Origin of the sequence: Kitasatospora sp. NPDC097605, assembly GCF_040302725.1 — a bacterium.
Classification (GTDB): domain Bacteria; phylum Actinomycetota; class Actinomycetes; order Streptomycetales; family Streptomycetaceae; genus Kitasatospora.
In genome coordinates this window covers 310,021-329,607 of the sequence record NZ_JBEOSF010000002.1, presented here as the reverse complement: position 1 = coordinate 329,607, position 19,587 = coordinate 310,021, and the positions used below count along the sequence as shown (strand labels likewise).

Sequence of the window (19,587 nt, the reverse complement as noted above, 5' to 3'; positions counted from 1 at the left end):
GTCGCGGGGCGAGGTCAGCCCCGCGGGGGCCAGGTGAGGACCGCTTCGTTCTGGCTGGTGAACGTGGACATGGGCGCGAACCGGAAGTAGAGGTCGCGCATCGTGGCGGGGAACAGGCCCTCCAGCTGCTCGGTCATGCTGAGCGCGCGGGCCGCGCCGACCAGGGCCTCGGTCCGCGGCCGGCGCTCGTCCTCGTAGCCGCGCAGGGCCGCGGACACGTCGCTCGCCCCCTTGAGGTGCCCGGCGAGCACGACGGCGTCCTCGATGGCGAGCGCCGCTCCCTGGCCGAGGCTCACCAGCATCGGGTGCGCCGCGTCGCCGAGCAGGGTCATCCGGCCGGAGCCCCAGCGCGGCAGGAACGGGCGGTCCTGGGCGGTGATGCGGACGATCGTCTCCTCGGGGGTGACCCGGATCGCCTCCCGCACCTCGGGCGCCCAGCCGCCGAAGAGACGGGCGATCTCGCCCTTGTCGGTCCGCCGGGCCGGGGCGGACCCGGCGGGGACGTTCTTCGTCGCCCACCAGTACGCGCGGCCGTGGCCGATGTCGGCGAGGCCGAAGCGCTGGCCCCGCCCCCAGTAGTGCGCGGCGTACCCCTTGGTGAGCCGCGGATGGGCGAAGGGCACGGTCGCCAGCCAGCACACGTAGTCGCCGGGCCGCGGGTCGTCGGCGACCGCGATCTGCCGGCGGATCGCGGAGTTGAAGCCGTCCGCGCCGATCAGCAGGTCGCCGGAGACCGTCCGGCCGTCCTCGAAGGCGACCTCGACGCCGTCGTCGTCGGCGGTGAACCCGGTGGCCGCCGCGTTGAGTTCGATGACCTGGTCGCCGCCGACCGCCTCCAGCAGCGTCTGCTGGAGGTCGGCCCGGTGGACGGCGTAGTTCGACGCGCCCAGCCGCCGCGCGAGGTCGCGGAACGGCAGCGCCCGGATCGGCCGGCCGCGCCGGGTGAGGAACTTCAGCTCGTCGAAGACCTCGGCGCGCTTGTCGAGGCCCGGGGCGATGTCGATGTCCAGGGTGCGCAGTGCCAGGATCGCGTTGCACATCAGGGAGACCGCCGTCGTCCCCGGGCGCAGCTCGGGGGCCCGTTCGAAGATCCGGACCTCGACGCCGACCCGGCGCAGGGTGGCCGCGGCGGCCAGCCCGCCGATCCCGGCCCCGATGACGAGGGCCTTGCGTGGGGGGTGCTGCGTCATGTCCCGCTCCTCTCGGCCGGCCGCCGACCGGGGCGGTCGGCCAGCGCCTCTGCGATTCGTTGGGCGACGACGGTCACGTGCGGTTCGTCCAGCAGGACCAGGTGGTCGCCGGGGACGTCCACCACCTCCAGCCGGCCGGTGGTCAGGCTTCCCCAGCCGTTGGCCGGGTCCTCGTGCAGGCTGCGGGCGGCCCCGTGCATCGGCCGGAGGATGTCCGGGAGTTCCGCGGTGGCGCGGAGCAGGACGACGTCCTCGTCGCCGGGCTCGGGGTCGTAGGAGAGGATCGCCTGCCAGTGCGCCCGGAACATCCCGAACAGGCGCCGCACGGTGGTGCGGGAGCTGCCCGCCGGCAGGACGCCGGCCCGGGTGGCGTGGTCGGCGATGAAGCCGAACTTCGCCTCCTCGTCCAGCCCTTCCGGCAGCGCGACCACCGGCGCGGTCCCGTCCCGGCCGGTCCACAGCAGCTCCCAGAAGAACCACTCCAGCAGCGAGTGGTCGGTGGCGTCGGGCCGCTCGCCCCGCTCCAGGAAGACCGGGTCGATCAGCACGGCGCCCGCGAGCGCGTCCGGGTCGGCGCGCCGCAGCCGGCGGGCCATCTCGAAGGCGATGAAGCCGCCGAACGACCAGCCGCCGATGACGTACGGGCCGTCCGGGCAGGCCCGGCGGATCGCCTTGAGGTAGCTGTCGGCCAGCTCGCCGACCGAGCCGAGCGGCTCGGTGCCGGCGACGCTCCCGGCGGCCTGCAGCGCGTAGACGGGCCGGTCTTCGGGCAGGTGGCGGGCGAGCCGGACGTAGCAGAGCACATGGCCGCCGAGCGGGTGGACCAGGAACAGCGGGGGCTCGGAGCCCCCGGTGCGGATCGGCACGACGGGGTCGAACTCCGCCGCCGGTTCCCCGGCCCGCAGCCGTTCCGCGAGCCCGGCGACGGTCGGCGCCGCGACGAAGGCCGAGAGCGGGACGCCGACGCCGTAGCGCTTCTCGATCGTCATCACCAGCCGCATCGCGGTCAGCGAGGTGCCGCCGATGTCGAAGAAGTTGTCCCGCACCCCGACCGTCGGCAGCTCCAGCAGCTCCGCCAGGATGCCCACCAGCGCCCGCTCGTGCTCGTCGCCCGGAGGGGCGGCGTCGGCGGCCGGTGCGGCGAGCGGCATCCGGCGCAGCAGCGCGTCGTCCCGCTTGCCGCTGGGCGTCAGGGGCAGCCGCGGCAGCCACTCCAGGTGCGAGGGCACCATGTGGTCGGGCAGCGCCGCGCGCAGCCGGGTGCGCACCTCGTCGAGGTCCACGCTGCGCGGGTCGCCGACCAGGAACGCCGCGAGGAAGGCGTCCGCGCCCTCCCGGCGCCGGGCCACCACCGCGGCCTCGCGGATGCCGGGCTGCTCCTCGGCGAGCTTGCCGATGGCGATCTCCACCTCGGCGAGTTCGACCCGGAAGCCGCGCACCTTCACCTGGGAGTCGGCGCGGCCGAGCCAGACGAGGTTGCCGTCGGGCATCACCCGGGCGAGGTCCCCGGTGCGGTAGAGGCGGGCGCCCGGCTCGCCGTTGGGGTGCGGGACGAAGCGCTGCTCGGTGAGGTCGGGCCGGTCGCGGTAGCCGTGCGCCAGGCACACCCCGCCGATGTGGATCTCGCCCTTGGCGCCGGGCGGGACCGGCCGCATCAGCCCGTCGAGCAGGTGGACCTCGATCCCGTCGATCGGCACGCCGATGGGCGGCAGGTCCGGGAAGGCGGCCGGGTCGCCGGTCATCGTGTGGTGGGTCAGCAGATGGGTCTCGGTGGGGCCGTACTGGTTCTCCAGCACGGTGCCCGGCAGCGCGGCGCAGAACCGGCGGATCTCCTCGGTGATCCGCAGCTGCTCCCCGGAGGAGATCACCACCCGCAGCGCGCGGGGCCGCAGGCCCAGCGTCTGGGAGGTCTCGGCGAGTTGCTGGAGCGCGACGAACGGCATGAACACCCGCTCCACCTCCTCGCGGTCCAGCAGGCGCAGCAGCGCCGGCATGTCGCGCCGCTCCTCCTCGGCGATCAGTTGCAGGGTGCCGCCGCCGCAGAGGGTGGAGTAGATCTCCTGGAACGCCACGTCGAAGCTCAGCGGGGCGAACTGGAGCGTCCTGCCGCCCGCCGCGCCGCTGGCAGCGGGGATCTGCCACTCCATGTAGTTGGCGAGCACCCGGTGCGGCAGTTCGACGCCCTTGGGCTCGCCGCTGGATCCGGAGGTGAACAGCAGGTAGGCGACGGTCTCGCCGGTGATCTCCGGCAACTCCGGCGCGTCGGGGGCCGGTTCGGCGGCGAGCAGCTCGTCGACGGACAGCAGCCGGGAGGCGTCCTCGAAGAGGTGGGCGTGCGCCGGGCCGGTGATGATCCGCAGCGGGTCGGCCTGCGCGACCATCGCCGCGAGCCGGGCCGGCGGGTAGCCGATGTCGAGCGGGACGCAGGCGGCGCCCGCCTTCCCGACGCCCAGCACGGTGGCCAGGGTCTCCGGGGAGCGGTCCATGGCGATGCCGACGGTGGATCCGGGCCGGGCGCCGGCGGCGATCAGACCGTGGGCGATCCGGTCGGCGGCCTCGTCGAGCCGGGCGTACGTCCACTGCCGCGGTCCGCAGGAGACGGCCACCGCGTCGGGCGTGCGGGCGACGTGCTCCGCGATCCGCCGGATGACGTCCGCCGGCGCGTCGGCGGCGGAGGCGGTGCCGGTGCCGGTGCGGGCGGTCAGGGCCGCCTCGTCCCGGGGGTCGCAGAGGAAGGCGAAGTCCACGTCCGCGTCCGGGTGTTCGGCGATCCGGCGCAGCACGGCCAGGTACGTCCGGCCGAGGCTCTCGGCCTGGGAGCGGGAGAAGGTGCGCCCGTCGCAGTCCATCCGCAGCCACAGGCGCTCGTCCACCGGGTCGACCACCGCGTTGACCAGCAGGGTGAAGTTGGTCTCCTCCCAGGTCCGGAAGTCCGCCAGCTCCAGGCCGGTGTCCGCCAGGAGCTCGGTGAGGACGTGCGGGTGGACGTAGTTGAAGGCGGTCTCGAAGACGACGTCCCCGCCGCGGTCCTCCTGGATCGCGCTGAGCGGGTAGCGCCGGTGGGGGTGGCTGTCGCGCTCCTGCCGGTGGACCTCGCGCGCCGCGTCCAGCCAGGTCCGCGGGCGGCCGTCCAGGCGCAGCGGCAGCGTCTCCAGGAACAGCCCGGTGATCCGCTCCGCGCCGGCCTCCTCCGGCCGCCCGCCGGTGACCAGGCCGGTGGTGATGTCCCGGGTGCCGGAGAGCAGCCGCAGGGTCAGGCAGTGCGCCGCGAGCAGCAGGGACTTGACCGGCAGGCCGTGGGCGCGGGCCAGCGCGCGCACGGCGTCGCCGAGGCCGTCCGGCAGTTCGACGTGGTGGACGACGAGCGACCGGTCGCCGGCCGGCTCGTACGGCCGCAGGCCGTCGATCTGGACCAGCTCGGCGCCGGCGAGCAGCCGTTGCCAGTAGGCCCGGGAGGCTTCGGAGGCCAGCGCCCGGCGCTCCTCGCGGACGTGGAGGGCGGGGGAGGGCAGCTCGTCGGAGGGGACGGCGGCGACCGGCCGCCCGGCGTGGTGGAGGTAGTCCTGGAGCAGTTCGCGCACCAGGGTGGCCACGCTCCAGCCGTCCAGGATCGCGTGGTGGAAGCTGAACACCAACTCCACGGAGCCGTCCAGGACATGGGCGCGGAACAGGTACAGCGGCGGGTGGTCCGGCCGGTACGCGTGGTACCGCCGCTCCTCGACGTGCCGGTCGACCTCGGCCCGTGCCTCCCGCTCGTCCCGACCGCGCAGGTCGGCGATCTCCAGCCCGCCGGCGGCCTCGTGGTGGACGAGCTGCAGCGGTTCGGAGAAGCCGCCCAGGTCGAAGGCGGAGCGCAGCACCGGGTGGCGCCGCACCAGGGCGTCGAAGGCGCGGCGCAGCGCCTCCTCGTGCCAGTCGGTCCGCAGGGAGTAGCGGAAGACGTCGTGGTAGACGGCCGTCCGCTCGCGCTCCCGGCTGTGGTAGAGCAGGCCGAGGTGCAGCCGGGTGGCCGGGTAGGCGTCCGCCAGGCCGGCCAGCCGGGCCCGGTCGACGCCGGAGACCAGCGCGAACGGCTCCAGCGGGGCCTCCGGGGCCTGCGGCGCGGAGGTGGTCGCGGCCGCGGCGAGTCCGGCCACCGTGGGGTTGCGGACCATGTCGGCCAGGGTGAAGTGGACGCCCGTGCGCCGGGCCTCGGCCTGGATGCGGAGCATCATGATCGAGTCGCCGCCCAGGGAGTAGTAGTCCTGGTCGACGCCGACCGGCCCGGTCTCCAGCACGGCGGACCAGGCCGCCGCGATCCTCGCCTCGACCTCGGTGGCCGGGGCCGCGGCGGTGGTGTCCGCCGCCACGGCGGGGGCCGGCAGCCGGCGCCGGTCGGCCTTGCCGTTGGCGGTGAGCGGGATCCGCTCGATCCGCAGGAAGAACGCCGGGACCATGAACTCCGGCAGCGAGTCCAGCAGCCGGGCCCGCAGGTCCGCGACCGGCAGCTCCTCGTCCGCGACGTAGTAGCCCACCAGGTGGACGCCGCGGGCCGGTGCGGTCCGGTCCACCACGATCGCGTCCCGCACGCCCGGGTACGCCGCCAGGCGGTCGCGCACCTCGCCGAGCTCCACCCGGTTGCCGCGGATCTTGACCTGGTCGTCCAGCCGGCCCAGGTACTCCAGGGAGCCGTCGGCGAGCCAGCGGGCCAGGTCGCCGGTGCGGTACATCCGCGCCCCGGGCCCGCCGGGGGCGAACGGGTCGGCCACGAAGGCGGCCGCGTCCAGCTCGGGCCGGTCCAGGTAGCCGCGGGCCACCCCGGCGCCGGCGACGCACAGCTCACCGGGGACGCCGGCGGGCTGCAGGTCGCCGTGCGCGCCGACCACGTAGAGCCGGGTGTTGTCGATCGGCCGCCCGATCGGCACCCGCCGGACCGGCCCGTCCGCGCCGGACGGGCAGTCGTGGTGGGTGACGTCGACGGTGGCCTCGGTCGGGCCGTAGAGGTTGACCAGCCGGGGCGCCGCGTCGCCGGCCCCGGCGAACAGCCGGTTGAACCGGTTCACCTGGGAGGGCGTCAGCGCCTCGCCGCTGCAGAACACCAGCCGCAGCGAGGCGAGGTCGTCGAGCAGCGCCGGGCTCTCCTCGACCAGGTCGAGGAAGGGGCCGAGCATCGAGGGCACGAAGTGGGCGACGCTCACCCGGTGCGTCCCGACGGTGCCGAGGATGACCGCGGGGTCCCGCTCGCCGCCGGGCGGGAGCTGGGCGAGCCCGGCGCCGGTGATCGCCCACCAGAACAGCTCCCACACCGAGACGTCGAAGGTCACCGGGGTCTTCTGGAGCAGGACGTCGTCGGCGCCGACCGGGTAGCGGTGCTGCATCCACTCCAGCCGGTTCACCACCGAGCGGTGCTCGACCTGCACGCCCTTGGGCCGCCCGGTGGAGCCGGAGGTGTAGATGACGTAGGCGAGGTCGCCGGGGCCGCCGGCGGGGGCGGGCGGTGCGGGCGCGGTGCGCGGGGTGGCGTCCAGGGGTCGCACCGGTACGGCGTCGCCGACCAGGCCGGCGGGCACGGTGGCGCCCAGCAGGACGGACCTGGCCCCGCTGTCGGCCAGCAGGAAGCGGACCCGTTCGGCGGGGTGGCCCGGGTCGAGGGGGACGTACGCGGCGCCGGCCTTGAGCACCCCGAGGACGGCCGCGACCAGCTGCGGGCCGCGCTCGGCCAGTACGGCCACCCGGTCGCCGACCGTGACGCCGTCGCCGCGCAGCCCGTGGGCGATGTGGTTCGCCCAGGCGTCCAGTCGGGCGAAGCTCAGCGACCCGGCGGGGTCGTCCGTGAGGACGGCGGGCCGGTCGGGCGTCCTGGCCGCCTGCCGCTCGAAGAGCGCGTGGACGGTGGTGTGCGCGGAGAAGTCGCGCACGGGGCCGCTGCCGGTGGCGACCAGGGCGGCGCGCTCGGCCTCGCCGATCATCGGGATCTGCGCCAGCGGCGCGTCCGGCCGGGCGAGGGTGCCCCGGAGGATCGCGTCGAGGTGGGTGGCCACCGACTCGACCGGGAAGTCCGCGTCGAAGACGTCGAGGGCGTAGTCCATGTCGACCAGGACGTCGCTCACGTCGTCGAGTTCGTTGACGACGACCGCGAGGACGTCGTCGTCGTGGGCGCGGGCCTGGACGACGGTCTCGTACGCCACGCCCTGGACGTCGAGCGGGTTGGGCCAGCGCAGATAGGCGATGGTGGTGTCGAACAGCCGCTTGGGGCCGCTGTCCTGGAGCGGCACCGAGCGCAGCAGGTCGCCCACCGGGAACCGCTCGTGCGGCTTGAGGGCCCGGGTCGCGCTCTGCACCCCGGCGACGAGTTCGCTCATGGTCCGCCCGCCCGGGGCCACCCGCAGCGGCAGGGTGTTGGCGAAGTGGCCGACGGTCCGCCGCTGCCCGTCGGTCGGCCGGTTCAGCAGCGGCACGCCCAGGACCACGTCGTCGGTGCCGTGGATCCGGGAGAGGTAGACGGCGAAGGCAGCGGCGACGAAGGCGAAGACCGAGTGGCCGCGGGCGCGGATGGCGTCGATGACGCCGCGCTCGATCAGGAAGCTGTGGCGGGTGCTGCGCCGGGAGCCGGCCGGGGCGGCGCGGCGGAAGAACGCCGGGGCGACGCCCTCCAGTTGCTCCTGGAAGTACGCGCGGTCCCGCGCGTGCTCGTCGGACTCCCGGTAGCGGCGCTCCTCCTCGACGAAGTCCAGGTACGACGGAGCGGGACGGTCGTCGAACCGCCCGGTCCGCCGCACCCGGTCGTACTCGGCGCGGACCTGGGACATGAAGAGGTTCAATCCCCAGGCGTCGGCGATGATGTGATGGACCTTCACATAGCTGTGGACGACGTCCTCGCGCTCCCTGAGGACCGCGATCTCGAACAGCCGGCGGCGCTCCACCGCGAACGGGACGTCGAAGGCGTCCTTGATCCACCTCGCGCAGGCGGCGCGGGGCGCGGCGGCCGCGGAGAGGTCGATCGTCGGGATGTCGAACGCCTCGTGCTCGGCCCACTGGCGCGGGGTGCCGTCCTCCGGGTCGATCCGGAGCCGGAACGCGTCGTTGCGGTCGGCCGCGCGGCGCAGGCACTCCTTGAGCAGGTCCACGTCCACCTCGCCGGTGAACCGGTCGGTGATGAAGCAGTTGAACTGCGGGAGATCCGGGAAGAGGGAGTTCGCTGCCCAGATGTCCTGCTGGTAGGCGGTGAGAGAGGTGCGCCCCCGGGGATTCACGATCGCTCCATTCGTCTCGGCCGTGGCCGTCGGTGTCCGGGCTGTGCGGCTGCCTCAGGAGGCGTTCTCGGCGTTCTCCGCGTCTTCCTCGTTCCCCGCGCTCTCGGCGGCGATGGTGCTGCCGTGGTACCAGGGGTTCCCGGCGGCCTCGGAGATGAGGTTGCGGGAGCGCGTCTCCCGTGCCAGGCCGAGGTCGAGGGTGAGGTACTGGACGAACTCCAGCGCGGTGAAGTACTGGCGCATGAAGGTCGGCTGGTCCAGCTCGATCTCGGTGACGGTGACGTTCGCGTTCTGCGGGATCGGCGCGGTCAGCAGGGAGACCAGGTTGCGGCGCTTCTCCCGGGTGTACTCGTCCTCCTCCGGGTCGGCGAAGACGAGGACGCTGTGCCGGCGCTCGGGGTCGGTGAGCGTGGCGACCTCGCTGTGGCAGAACTCGTGGAAGTAGTTGCGGGTCGCCGGCACCATGGCGATCTCGTTGAAGTGCATCTTGGCGAGCTTCAGCAGGCTCTCGTGCCACTTGGGGGAGCCGAGCATGATGATGTTGGCGTTCTCGCTCCGGGCGGCGGCGTCGGCGGCCAGCGCGCGCAGCTCCGGGGTGAAGTCGGTCTCCAGGGTCTTGGCCAGGGCGCGGGCCTCGGGGCCGTGGTCGGTGTCCAGCAGACCGATATTCAGGAACATGTCAACCAGAATGGAGAAGTACTGGCCGACGTGGAACAGCGGGTACTCGCGGTCCGGCCTGCTCAGCGTCCAGCGGGCGACGGACACTCCGTGCTCCTCGCCCAGCGCGCCGAGCCGCCCGCCGGAGGTGAGCAGCAGCACCCGGTCGTGCATCGGGCGCAGCGCGTGGAAGGCGCGGACCGGCTCGTTGGAGTGGCCGCTGTAGGAGCTCAGGACGATGAGCGTGCGGTCGTCCTCGATCACCGAGCGCGGAACGAGGTACTCGAAGTCGTAGTCGTTGAAGACGTGGACCTCCAGGTCGCTGCGGATCGAGGTGAAGAACACCCGGATCACGTCCGACACGATGGCCGAGCAGCCCATTCCGCTGAACACGACGCGGGTGAACCGGCCGTCCCGCATCCGCCGCGCGAGATCGCCGGAGATCCCGGAGATGTCGTACTCGTCCGACTTCGTGAAACCGGAGCGGTACTCCTGCTCCAGGAATTCCCGGTAGCGCTCAAGGCGTGATCGCATGACCTTTCCTCTCCTCGATGGGTGGTGATGCCGGCGGTGACGGTCCGCGGCCCGCCAGGGGTGGGGCGGGGCCGGGCGGAGCGGTCACCACATGAACTGGCCGCCGTCCACGATCAGCTTCTGGCCCGTGACGTAACCGGCGCTGTCGCCCACCAGGAATTCCAGGGCGTCCGCCATGTCCTCGGTCGCGCCGATCCTGCGCTGCGGGATCTCGTCCAGCAGCGCGCTCAGGTACTCCGGCTCGGCCGTGCGGTAGCGGGTCCGCATTTCCTCGGTGTCGATCATCCCGGGGATGAGGCAGTTCACCCGGATGGTCGGCGCGAGCTCCATGGCCAGGCACTTGGTCAGATGGAGCAGGCCGGCCTTGCTCGAACAGTAGTTGGCGCCGTTCAGCCGGGGCCGGATCGCCGTGGTGGCGCCGATGTTGACGATCGAGCCGCCGCCGGCCGCCAGCATGGCCGGGGCGAACGCCCGGGCCAGGTAGAAGGGCCCGGAGAGGTTGGTGTCCAGGACCCGGCGCCAGTCGCTGTCGGAGATCTCCAGGAACGGCCGGTCGATGTTCAGCCCGGCGTTGTTGACCAGCGCGTTCGGGACTCCGTGCTCGGCGGCGACGAGTTCGGCCAGCCGGGCCACCTCGTCGGGGTCCGAGACGTCGGACCGGACCACCGAGAGGCCCTTGTCGATGTCCCGCAGGGCCTGCCGCGCCGACTCCTCGTCACCCCGGTAGGTGGCGACCACCCGGTATCCCAGCCGGGTGAGCCGCCGGCTGAAGGCGAGTCCGATGCCCTTGGTGCCGCCGGTGACGACGGCCAGTCCGTCGGACGCTGTCATGTCGGTTCCCCCGTGTGGTCCGTGGATCAGCCGGCTGCGGGCTTGCGGGCGCGCAGGATGACGTCGAACCGGCCGGGGTACTGGCGGTCCACCGGCTCGAAGCCCGCCTCGGCGCACCACTGCTCGAAGTCCCGCGGCGTGTGGATGGCGCCCTCGGGCGAGGCGACGGTCTGCAGGAAGGCGGCCATGAAGGCGGCGTGGGCGGGGCCGGTCTCGTCGTCGTTCTGCGCGCAGGCGACGATCACCAGGTGGCCGCCCGGATCCAGGGCCCGGTAGGCCTTGGCGATGAGGGCGCGGGCCTGCTCCGGGGACCAGATCTCCAGGAACCGGGAGAACACCACGCAGTCGTGCGAGCCGGGGAACTCGTCCCGCAGGATGTCCGCGCCGACGGCGTCGATCCGCCCGGACAGGCCCGCCTCGGCGATGTGCGCGTCCGCCAGCTCCGCCGTGTTCGGCATCTCCAGGACGGTCGCCCGCAGGTGCGGCCACTTCTCGGCGAAGCCGATGGCGTTGGTCCCGGTGCCGCCGCCGACCTCCAGGACGCGGCGGTAGGGCGAGAAGTCCACGGCGCCGACGAGGTCCTCGACCACCGAGCGGCTCTGGTGCTCCTTCATGGCGGTGAACACCGCCTCCAGGTCCTTGTCCTGGCCGAGCAGTTCGTAGAGCGTGGTCGCCGAGGAGCCGGCGAGCAGTTCGCGCTCCAGCCCGAGGTTCTCGTTCCGCACCAGCGACTCGTGGAGCCAGCCGATCGGCCGGTACAGCATCTCGTGGGTGTAGCGGATGAGGACGGGCATGAAGTCGTCCGGGTCGCCCGCCACGATGTCGGTCGCGGGGGTGTTGTGGTACCCGTCGCCGTCCTTGCGCACCAGCCCGAAGGCCGAGCAGCCCAGCATCAGCACGCGGGCGGCGCGCGTCTCCAGCCCCAGTTCGGCGGCGATCCCGTCGAGGGTGCTGCCCGGCCGCTCCTTGAGCAGGGCGAACAGCTTCAGGCGCAGGGCGGCGTGCAGGAACGGGAACCGGAAACTGGTGTACACCACGTTCCACAGCTCATCCAGGGCGGCGGGAGCCGGTGGTTCGGTCATGGTGATCCCCTTCACGGTAGCGCGGGCCTCGGGCATGCGCCGTCGGCCGGGTCGTGGTGGAGTCCGGCACCGCCCGGCTCTGCCGAGCGATGGGTGGTCGCTCGGGGCGCTGCGGCGATGCCGTCGGTCTCGGGGCGCCATGTCCATGCCCCCCCGGTCCGTTGAGGAGCCAACATCAAACTCCGGTTCCACACAAGGCCCTTGACGTGGACCCCGCGCGACCGGTGGCGTGAATCGTGCGGTGCCGTTCTTGCCATCAGCGCACGTGGCCGACATCTCATTTGGCGCGTTGGGCGCGCAGCGCCACCGCGTCGATCGCACGCCGCGACCAGTCCCGCTCACCCCGCGCGCCGGGTTCGTCCAGCAGGGCCCGGTGGAGCGCGGTCCACACACCGGCCCGGCTCCACTCGGTGAAACGCCGGTGGGCGGTCGCCCCGGACGGGCCGAAGCAGGGCGGCAGCCCGGCCCAGGGGCACCCCGAGGTCGCGACGAACACGATCGCCGCCAGCACCTCGCGGTCCCCGTAGCGGCGCCGGCCGCCGCCCTGCGGGCGTCGCGGGGCCTCGGGCGCCAACACCCGGAAGACATCCCACAGGTCGTCAGGGACCAAGCGCTCGACGATCATCACGCTCGCAGCCTAGGCCGGTGGCCAATTGAGAGATCGCACTGAGTCCGCGGTGTCCCAGAGGTGTCCGGGAGTCCGTTCGATCATCTGACCGAAATTATTCCGTCCGGCAGGTGTGGTCCGCGATCTTCACCGTGGCGTCACGGGAGCCCTTCCGTGCGGCCGCCGCCCCCGCCGGAAAACGCGTGCGTTCCACCGCGGGGGCGCGGTGGAACGCACGGACGGGCGTCGGCCGGGACCGTCGCCCGGTGTGACGGGTCAGGCGGGCGGCCGCTCGTCGATGACCTGCTGGAGCTTGCCGGTGCGCGGGTTGGTGGCCAGCTCCGAGCGCGGCACCCACTCCACCACCAGGTCGTGGATCACCCCGGCCGCCACGTCGTCCGGGTAGAGCGGGCGGGCCTTGTACACCGCCTCGACCAGCTGCCCGGCCAGGCCCGCCGGCGGTTCCTCGGTGTACCCGAGGCGCAGGATCAGCCCGTCCTTGCCGTCCCAGCGCCGCTGCACCAGCTGCATGCCGGAGATGATCTGCTCCGGGTCGTGGGCGAGCAGGACGGCGCGGATCTCCTCGGTCGGCATCGCCACCGTCCCGACCCGGGCGCCCTCGGTGGAGCGGCCGACCAGCCGGAACCGCCCGCGCTCCACGTCGACCCACTCGGCGCGGTCGCCGGTCGGGTAGCGCAGGATCGGCATCAGGGTGCGGAACAGGTTGGTGACCACCACCCGGCCGGGCACCCCGGGCTCGGTGACCGGCTCGCCGGTGATGTCGTCGACCAGCTCCACCACGGTGCGGTTCGGGAACGCCTCGTGCACCCGGACGTCGTCACCGGGCACCGGGGCGCCGACCAGCCCGGCGTCCACCGAGGCGTAGCCGATCGAGGCGACGGCCGCGTTGGGGAACGCCCGGGAGAGGATCGGCCGCAGGTCGGCGAAGAGCAGGTCCCCGCCGAACAGCAGCAGTTCGATCCGCTCGGCGACCTTGCCGTGCTTGACCAGGTGCTCGGCGACGGCGCTGAGCTTCATCGGCTCGCCGGCCAGCACGTCCACGCCGAAGTCGTGGATCAGGTCGGCGATGTACGCCTCGGGTGCGGCGCCGACCGGCAGCCGGACGTTGTCGACCGGGGCGTGGTGCAGGGCGTTCTCGATGTAGAGGAAGCCGCCGTACAGCTCGCCGGCCCAGAACAGGTTGGCGACCCGGTGGCCGGGCTTGAGGCCGGCCTGCACCAGGCCGGCGCCGAAGGCGGTGACCGAGTCGGCGTGCTCGCTGCGCGTCCAGGGGGAGAACTTGGGGACGCCGGTGGTGCCGCCGGTCTTGTAGACGCCGGCGTCCAGCAGCGGTCCGGTGAGCAGGCGGTTGTCCGGCCAGGAGTTGGCGGCCCAGAAGGCGGTCTGCTCGATCACCGGCAGCTCGGTGAGGTGCTCGACGCGCGGCGGCAGGTCCCGGTACAGCTCGGCGTAGAAGGGCGAGTTGCGGCGGGCGAAGTCGACCAGCTCGGGGAGGGGTTTGGCGGGCATGCGGCTCTCCTGATGGTGCGTCGGTTCGGCGTCGGGTCGGCGTCAGTTCGGTTCGGCGCGGCCGATCCAGGTGCGGGCGAGGGTCTGGACGGTCGAGCCGTCCGGGTCGGCGAGCTTGCGGGCCAGGTAGTCGGCGGCCCAGGCGTTGGTGGGGACCCGGAAGGCCGGCCGGTCGGCGCGCAGCGTGCGCACCACCACCTCGGCCACCTCGCGGGCCGGCTGGCCGGCCGCCTCCCAGCCCTGGCCGCCGACCCAGGCCAGGTAGTCGGCGAAGGTCGGCGCGTACGGGCCGGAGGCGGCCTCGATGGTGCGGCGGTCGATGTCCGGGAAGACCCCGAACGCGGTGTCGGGCACGAAGCCGGGGACGACGACGGAGACCCGTACGCCGTGCGCGCCGGCCACCGGGGCCAGGCTCTCCATGAAGCCCTCGACGGCGAACTTGGCGGCGCAGTAGGCCTCGTTGAACGGCTGGCCGACCACGCCGTGCACGCTGCCGACGGTCACCAGCCGCCCGCCGGAGGCGCGCAGCAGCGGCAGTGCGGCGCGGCTGACGGCGATCACGCCGAAGAAGTTCACCTCCAGGTTCGCCCGCAGCGCCGCGTCGGTGGACATCTCCAGCGTGGGGTCGGAGTTGGAGACGCCGGCGTTGTTGACCACCGCGTCCAGCCGTCCGTAGGTCGCGGCCACGCCGTCGACGCAGGCGGTGACGGAGGCGGCGTCGGTGACGTCGAGCGGGCGGACGTCCAGGGTGACGCCGGCCTGCTCGGCGGCCTTGAGCAGGGCGTCGGCGCGGGCCGGGTCGCGCAGGGTGGCGACGGTGGTGAACCCGGCGCGGGCGGCGGCCACGGCGGTGGCCAGGCCGATGCCGGAAGAGCAGCCGGTGATCAGCAGGACGTCGCCCGCCGTGTGCGCCGTGCTCGCCGTCATGACGTGCTCTCCGACAACTCCGGCGCGGCGTCGCCGACTTGCTCCTTCTGCTCACGGGCGGCGGCGTCCAGCCGGGACTGGATGCCGAGCGCAGGCAGGAAGGAGCAGGCGGCCAGCAGCGTGCCGCCGGCCATCACCCAGCGCGCCGCGTCCCGGATGCCGAGCGGCCCGGTGAGCGCCGACACCGCCAGGCCGCCGACCAGTGCGGCGAGCGGGATCACACCCCAGGTGACGGTGCGGAAGGCCGCGTGCATCACACCCTGGTGCTCGGCGGACATCCGGGACTGGCGGGTCGGCGCGCTGCACACGTTGATGCAGGACATGAAGAACCCGTAGCAGCCCATGGTCACCGCGATCACCGGCCCGGACGGCAGTGCGGGCGCGGCCAGCACGCCCAGGCCGACCAGGCAGTGCAGCAGCAGCGACCAGGCCAGCGTCCGCCCCAGGCCCAGCCGGGCGCTGATCCGCGGGGCGACCACGGCACCGACCAGCGCGCCCACCGCGCCGACCGACATGGCGGCGCCCAGCACGCCGACCGAGATGCCCAGACCCCGGTAGGCGAGCACCGGCAGCACCGTGACGAAGATCGGCCCGCCCGAGTTGAGCGTGACGGCCGCCAGCACCACCCGGCGCAGCACCGGATCGCCCCAGTTCATCCGGAAGCCCGCGGTCAGCCGCTCCCACACGGTGCCCTCGACGACGGTCTGCCCGCCCCACGGCGGCATGGCCCGGAAGCAGGCGGCGGACACCAGGTAGCTGGCCGCGTCCACCAGCAGCGCGCCCACCCCGAGCGCGCTGTAGAGGCCCGCCGCGATCGACGGTCCGGCCACCTCGGAGACCGAGTTGCTGCCCTCCAGCCGGGAGTAGGCGCGCACCATCCGGTCCTCCGGCACCACGGCCGGCACGGCGATCAGATAGCCGACGTTGAAGAAGATGGTGGCGCCGCTGATCACCGCCACGCAGCCGAACAGCAGCGCGGTGGAGAGGAAGTCCAGCCAGTAGGCGAGCGGGATCACCAGGACGGCGGCCAGCCGCAGCAGGTCGCAGACCAGCATGGTCAGCCGCTTGTCCCAGCGGTCGACCAGCACGCCCGCGACCGGGCCGAGCAGCGGGATGCCGAGGTACTGGGCCATCGCCACCACGCCGACCTGGAGGGCGGAGGCGTGCAGCACGAAGATCATCAGGGTGGGGACGACGAACACGGTGATCCGGTCGCCGACCACGCTGACCGTCTGGCCGGCCCAGAAGAGGTTGAAGCCGCGCCCCAGGTCCTCCGGGCGCCCCAGCTTCACGAGGCCTCCCCGGCGGCCGCCGCGGTCACCACGAACGAGGCCGTCTTGCCGGTGCGGTCATTGCTGACCAGCGCGTCCGCCACCCGGACCGTGACGTGCTCCGGGTCGTGCTGGAAGGCGGTGCTCAGCGTGAACGTCCCGGCGAGCAGCTCGGCGCGCAGCGCCGCCGCGTCCACCGCCGCGCCCGGGTCGGCCAGCAGCAGGACCTCCACGCCGGTGGCCCGGCCGCCGTCCTCGGTGATCACCACCTGCGCCCGGGAGACGCCGGGTTCGCGCTCGGCGCGGGCGACCAGCTCGTCCACGTGCAGGCCGAGGCCGCGCACCTGGACGACGTTGTCGCGCCGCCCCAGCACCCGGAACGCCCGGCCCGGCCGGCCGCACGGGCAGCCGGTCAACTCGCCCGCGTCGCCGGTGCGGTAGCGCAGCACCGGGTTGAGCATCTCCGGGTTGAGGGTGGTGAAGTCCAGCAGCCCGTCCGGGTCCGCGTGCACCAGCTGCTCGGGCAGCGGGTGGAAGGTGTCGGCGGGGCAGTCGGGCGTGTTGGTGCCGACCACCCAGGTCTCGGTGGAGCCGAACATGCCCCAGCGGCGGGCCTTCGGCGCGACGGCCGCGAGGTCCTCCTCCAGCTGCGGCTGCCAGGCCTCGCCGAGCCAGAGCACCTTCCGCAGGCTCGGCAGCTCGATCCCGGCGGCGCGGGCGTGCGCGAACCAGAGCCGCAGCACGCTCGGGGTGCCGCCGATCGCGGTGACGCCGCGCCCGGCGAGGAAGGCCAGCCAGTCCGGGTACTCCTCCCGGGTGATCGAGCCGAGTGCGATCACCCGGCAGCCCGCCCGGTCGGCGAGCGCGGCGGCCAGGAAGTGCGCGCCCCACATCCGGCCCGCGCCCCAGGCGTTGGCGAACACGTCGTCGCGGTCCAGCGCCCGCCAGTGGTCGTGCACCCCGGCCATGTAGAAGCCGGTGGGCGCGTAGCCGACCTTGGGCGCGCCGGTGGAGCCGCCGCTCTGGAACAGCCAGGTGGCGGCGGACCCGGAGCGCGGCTCCAGATGGGCGAGGGCGGTGTTGAGGTCGTCCTTGAGCAGCGGCGGCAGGGCGGCCAGCTCGTCGAGGGTGCGGACCTCCCCGGGGCGGCCGTCATAGCGCCCGGCGAACGCCGGAACCGTCCGCAGCAGCTCCAACGTCCTCGTCGCGACGTGGAGGTGTGGATCGGCCGCGTCGGGCGGCAGGGAGAAGGCGTCGGTCATCGGGCTTCCGATCGGGGGGTGGTGGTGAGGGGGCGGTTCGCGAGCCACGTGGCATGGGCGTCCCGGTAGGCGGTGAAGCGGGCCCGGGTGATGTCCCGTTGCAGGACGCGCCCCGGGTCGTCGAAGTCCGGGGCGATCACCCCGTCCGGCTCCAGCTCCGAGAACCAGTACCGCTCGCCGTCGAAGAGGAAGTCCACGCAGAAGAACGGGATCGCCAGCTTCTCGGCGAAGTACGCGGTGGCCTCGGCCAGTTCGGGTGGCACCGGCGGGAAGTCCATCGACCCGCCGCGGCTGGCGTTGGCCACCGGGGAACCGGGCTCGGGCACCCGCCGCAGCACCGCGTACGGCTCGCCGTCGATCACGTAGACGCGGTAGTCCACGGTGCCGTCGCCGAGGTAGGGCTGGGCGACCAGCGTGGTGTCGCCGCCCTGGGCGAGGCTGGCCAGGCCCCGGATGTCCTCCGGCCCGCGCGCCAGGTTGATCCCGCCGCCGCCGCACCACCCGGCCGGCTTGACGATCGCCGGGTAGGTCAGGCCGTCGAGCGCCACCTCGTAGTGGTGCTTGGCGATGTCCCGGCCGGTGCCGATCCGCACCGACGGGATCGGCGGCACCGGCGAGCCGGCCAGGTGCAGGACGGTGGCCAGCTTGTCGTTGCCGATCAGCGAGATGTGCGGAGGGAACGGCAGGTAGAAGCCGGCCTGCTCCAGCACCGCGTACAGCGCGTACTGGTTGAAGACGTCCATCGACTGGTACGGCAGCGAGTAGAGCGCGGTGATGAACAGGGTGTCCTGCGGGGTCACCTGCTCCTCGTCGACGTACACCCGCGGGTGCGCGGGGTCGGTGGCGTCCACGGTGACCGCGTCCGGCGCGTGCCGGCACCAGGTGAGGCCCAGCTCCCCGGCCACCTCGGCGTAGAGGTCCCAGAAGAAGTGGTGCCAGGTCGCGGTCATCCGGGTGGACTCCCGGTCGGGGAAGATCCAGCACATCCGGCGCAGCGGGCCGGGATCGTGCGGTGCGGTGGCGTTCACCGTGCTGCTCCTTCCTGGGGTGCGGGGTGCCCGGCCCGCTCCGCCCACCAGCGGCGGCCGGCCTCGGGGAGGGTGTCCACCGGGTCGTAGTAGGGGTGGAGGCGTTCCAGCCCGTCGTGCCCGGCCGGCGCGCCGCCGGACTCGCGGACCTCCAGGCCGGTGCGGTAGTTCTTGGTCCAGTACGAGACGCCGCGCTCGCGGTCGTACGCCACCACCTGGTGCACCCAGCGCTTGCCGAGCCGCGGCACGTCGCAGACCAGGCGCGGGGTGGCGTAGCCGGGCAGATAGCCCATGATCGCCTCCTGGAGGTGCTGCGCCTGGTGGAGGCTGGTGCGCCAGTGCTCCGCGTTGGGGATCATGTCGCAGAGGTAGAAGTAGTACGGCAGGATGTTGGCCTCGCCCTGGAGCGCGAAGCAGAGGTCCAGCAGGTCCTCGGGGGTGTCGTTGACCCGCCGCATCAGCACGCCCTGGTTGCGCACGTCCCGCACGCCCGCGTCGAGCAGTGCCCGGGCCGCCTCGGCGACCAGCGGGGTGACCGAGCGGACGTGGTTGGCGTGGGTGTGCACGGCGAGGTTGACGGCCCGGCGGGCGGCGAGCGTCGCCACCCGGTGCACGCCCTCCAGGACCCGCGGCTGCAGCCAGTGCTGCGGCAGCCCGACCACCGCCTTGCTGGCGAGCCGGATGTCGCGCACCGACTCCAGCTCCAGCAGCCGGCGCAGGAACGACTCCAGCTGCGGCCAGGGCACATTGGCGAGGTCCCCGCCGGAGACCACCACGTCGCGCACGCTCGGGGTGCGCTTGAGGTAGTCGAGCATCTGCTCCTGGCGGTGCTCCGGGCGCAGCACCAGCCGGGTCTTGGCGACCTGGGGGGTGGAGGTGCCGACCAGGTCCATCCGGGTGCAGTGGCCGCAGTACTGCGGGCAGGTGGCGACCAGTTCGGCCAGCACCTTGGTGGGGTAGCGGTGGGTGAGGCCCTCGACCACCCACATCTCGGCCTCGTGCAGCGAGTCGCGCTCGGCCTTGGGGTGGCTGGGCCAGTGCGGGAGCCGGTCGGCGTGCACCGGCAGCATGTAGCGGCGGACCGGGTCGGCCAGGAACGCGGCGGTGAACGCCTCGGGGGTGGTCGGGGCGTGCGCCGCCATGGTGTTCAGCAGCTGCGGTGGAACCAGTAGCGGCATGGTCGCGAACTCGGCCTGGTCGGCGTCGAGTTGGGCGTAGAAATCCGGGGTCAGCAGCTCACCGGCGACGGCCCGCAGTTGGCGGGTGTTCTTCACGCAGTGGGCGCGCTGCCACTGGGCGTCCCGCCACTGGGCCTCGGTCACGTCGCGCCAGCCCGGCAGCCGGCGCCAGTCCGGTTCCACCAGGGGTGTGCGGACGTACTGGTAGGGCTGCGCGGGCGCGGGGTGCGCGGCGGCAGAGCGGTGGTCGTCCATCCG

The 19,587-nt window shown here is 73.4% G+C and carries 11 protein-coding genes and 1 pseudogene; all 12 read right to left on the bottom strand.

The features are described from left to right. Window positions 1-14 precede the first annotated feature (14 nt). A complete protein-coding gene (locus tag ABTX81_RS03480) occupies window positions 15-1,190 on the bottom strand; it encodes an FAD-dependent oxidoreductase (protein ID WP_350541263.1) in 1,176 nt (391 codons plus the stop codon). After that, on the bottom strand, window positions 1,187-8,422 hold the full coding sequence (locus ABTX81_RS03475; protein WP_350541262.1) for a non-ribosomal peptide synthetase: 7,236 nt from the start codon (window positions 8,420-8,422) through the stop codon (window positions 1,187-1,189). The genes ABTX81_RS03480 and ABTX81_RS03475 overlap by 4 nt, the downstream gene beginning before the upstream one ends. A 54-nt stretch (window positions 8,423-8,476) precedes the next feature. After that, a complete protein-coding gene (locus ABTX81_RS03470) occupies window positions 8,477-9,613 on the bottom strand; it encodes an SIS domain-containing protein (RefSeq protein WP_350541261.1) in 1,137 nt (378 codons plus the stop codon). Between the two features lie 84 nt (window positions 9,614-9,697). Beyond that, complete coding sequence (locus ABTX81_RS03465) at window positions 9,698-10,444, bottom strand: SDR family NAD(P)-dependent oxidoreductase (protein WP_350541260.1); 747 nt, start codon at window positions 10,442-10,444, stop codon at window positions 9,698-9,700. A 26-nt stretch (window positions 10,445-10,470) separates the two neighbouring features. Next, window positions 10,471-11,526, bottom strand: coding sequence for a methyltransferase (locus tag ABTX81_RS03460; protein ID WP_350541259.1), 1,056 nt, complete (start codon window positions 11,524-11,526; stop codon window positions 10,471-10,473). Between the two features lie 280 nt (window positions 11,527-11,806). Then, a pseudogene (locus tag ABTX81_RS03455) lies at window positions 11,807-12,151 on the bottom strand (transposase); the annotation flags it as partial. A gap of 258 nt (window positions 12,152-12,409) precedes the next feature. Beyond that, window positions 12,410-13,663, bottom strand: a complete 1,254-nt coding sequence (locus tag ABTX81_RS03450) for a phenylacetate--CoA ligase family protein (protein WP_350541258.1) — start codon at window positions 13,661-13,663, stop codon at window positions 12,410-12,412. 42 nt (window positions 13,664-13,705) lie between these two features. After that, entirely contained in the window at window positions 13,706-14,590 is an 885-nt protein-coding gene (locus ABTX81_RS03445) for an SDR family NAD(P)-dependent oxidoreductase (protein WP_350541257.1), read from the bottom strand. Continuing rightward, the gene (locus tag ABTX81_RS03440; protein WP_350541256.1) at window positions 14,587-15,882 is read right to left on the bottom strand and encodes an MFS transporter; all 1,296 of its coding nucleotides are present in this window, start codon (window positions 15,880-15,882) and stop codon (window positions 14,587-14,589) included. The genes ABTX81_RS03445 and ABTX81_RS03440 overlap by 4 nt, the downstream gene beginning before the upstream one ends. Continuing rightward, window positions 15,879-17,123: a phenylacetate--CoA ligase family protein gene (locus tag ABTX81_RS03435; protein WP_350541255.1), complete on the bottom strand. Its 1,245-nt coding sequence runs from the start codon at window positions 17,121-17,123 to the stop codon at window positions 15,879-15,881. The genes ABTX81_RS03440 and ABTX81_RS03435 overlap by 4 nt, the downstream gene beginning before the upstream one ends. After that, entirely contained in the window at window positions 17,120-18,151 is a 1,032-nt protein-coding gene (locus tag ABTX81_RS03430) for an ATP-grasp domain-containing protein (RefSeq protein ID WP_350541254.1), read from the bottom strand. The genes ABTX81_RS03435 and ABTX81_RS03430 overlap by 4 nt, the downstream gene beginning before the upstream one ends. Next, window positions 18,148-19,584, bottom strand: a complete 1,437-nt coding sequence (locus tag ABTX81_RS03425) for a KamA family radical SAM protein (protein WP_350541253.1) — start codon at window positions 19,582-19,584, stop codon at window positions 18,148-18,150. Before ABTX81_RS03425 ends, ABTX81_RS03430 begins: the two co-directional genes overlap by 4 nt. Window positions 19,585-19,587: the final 3 nt, after the last annotated feature.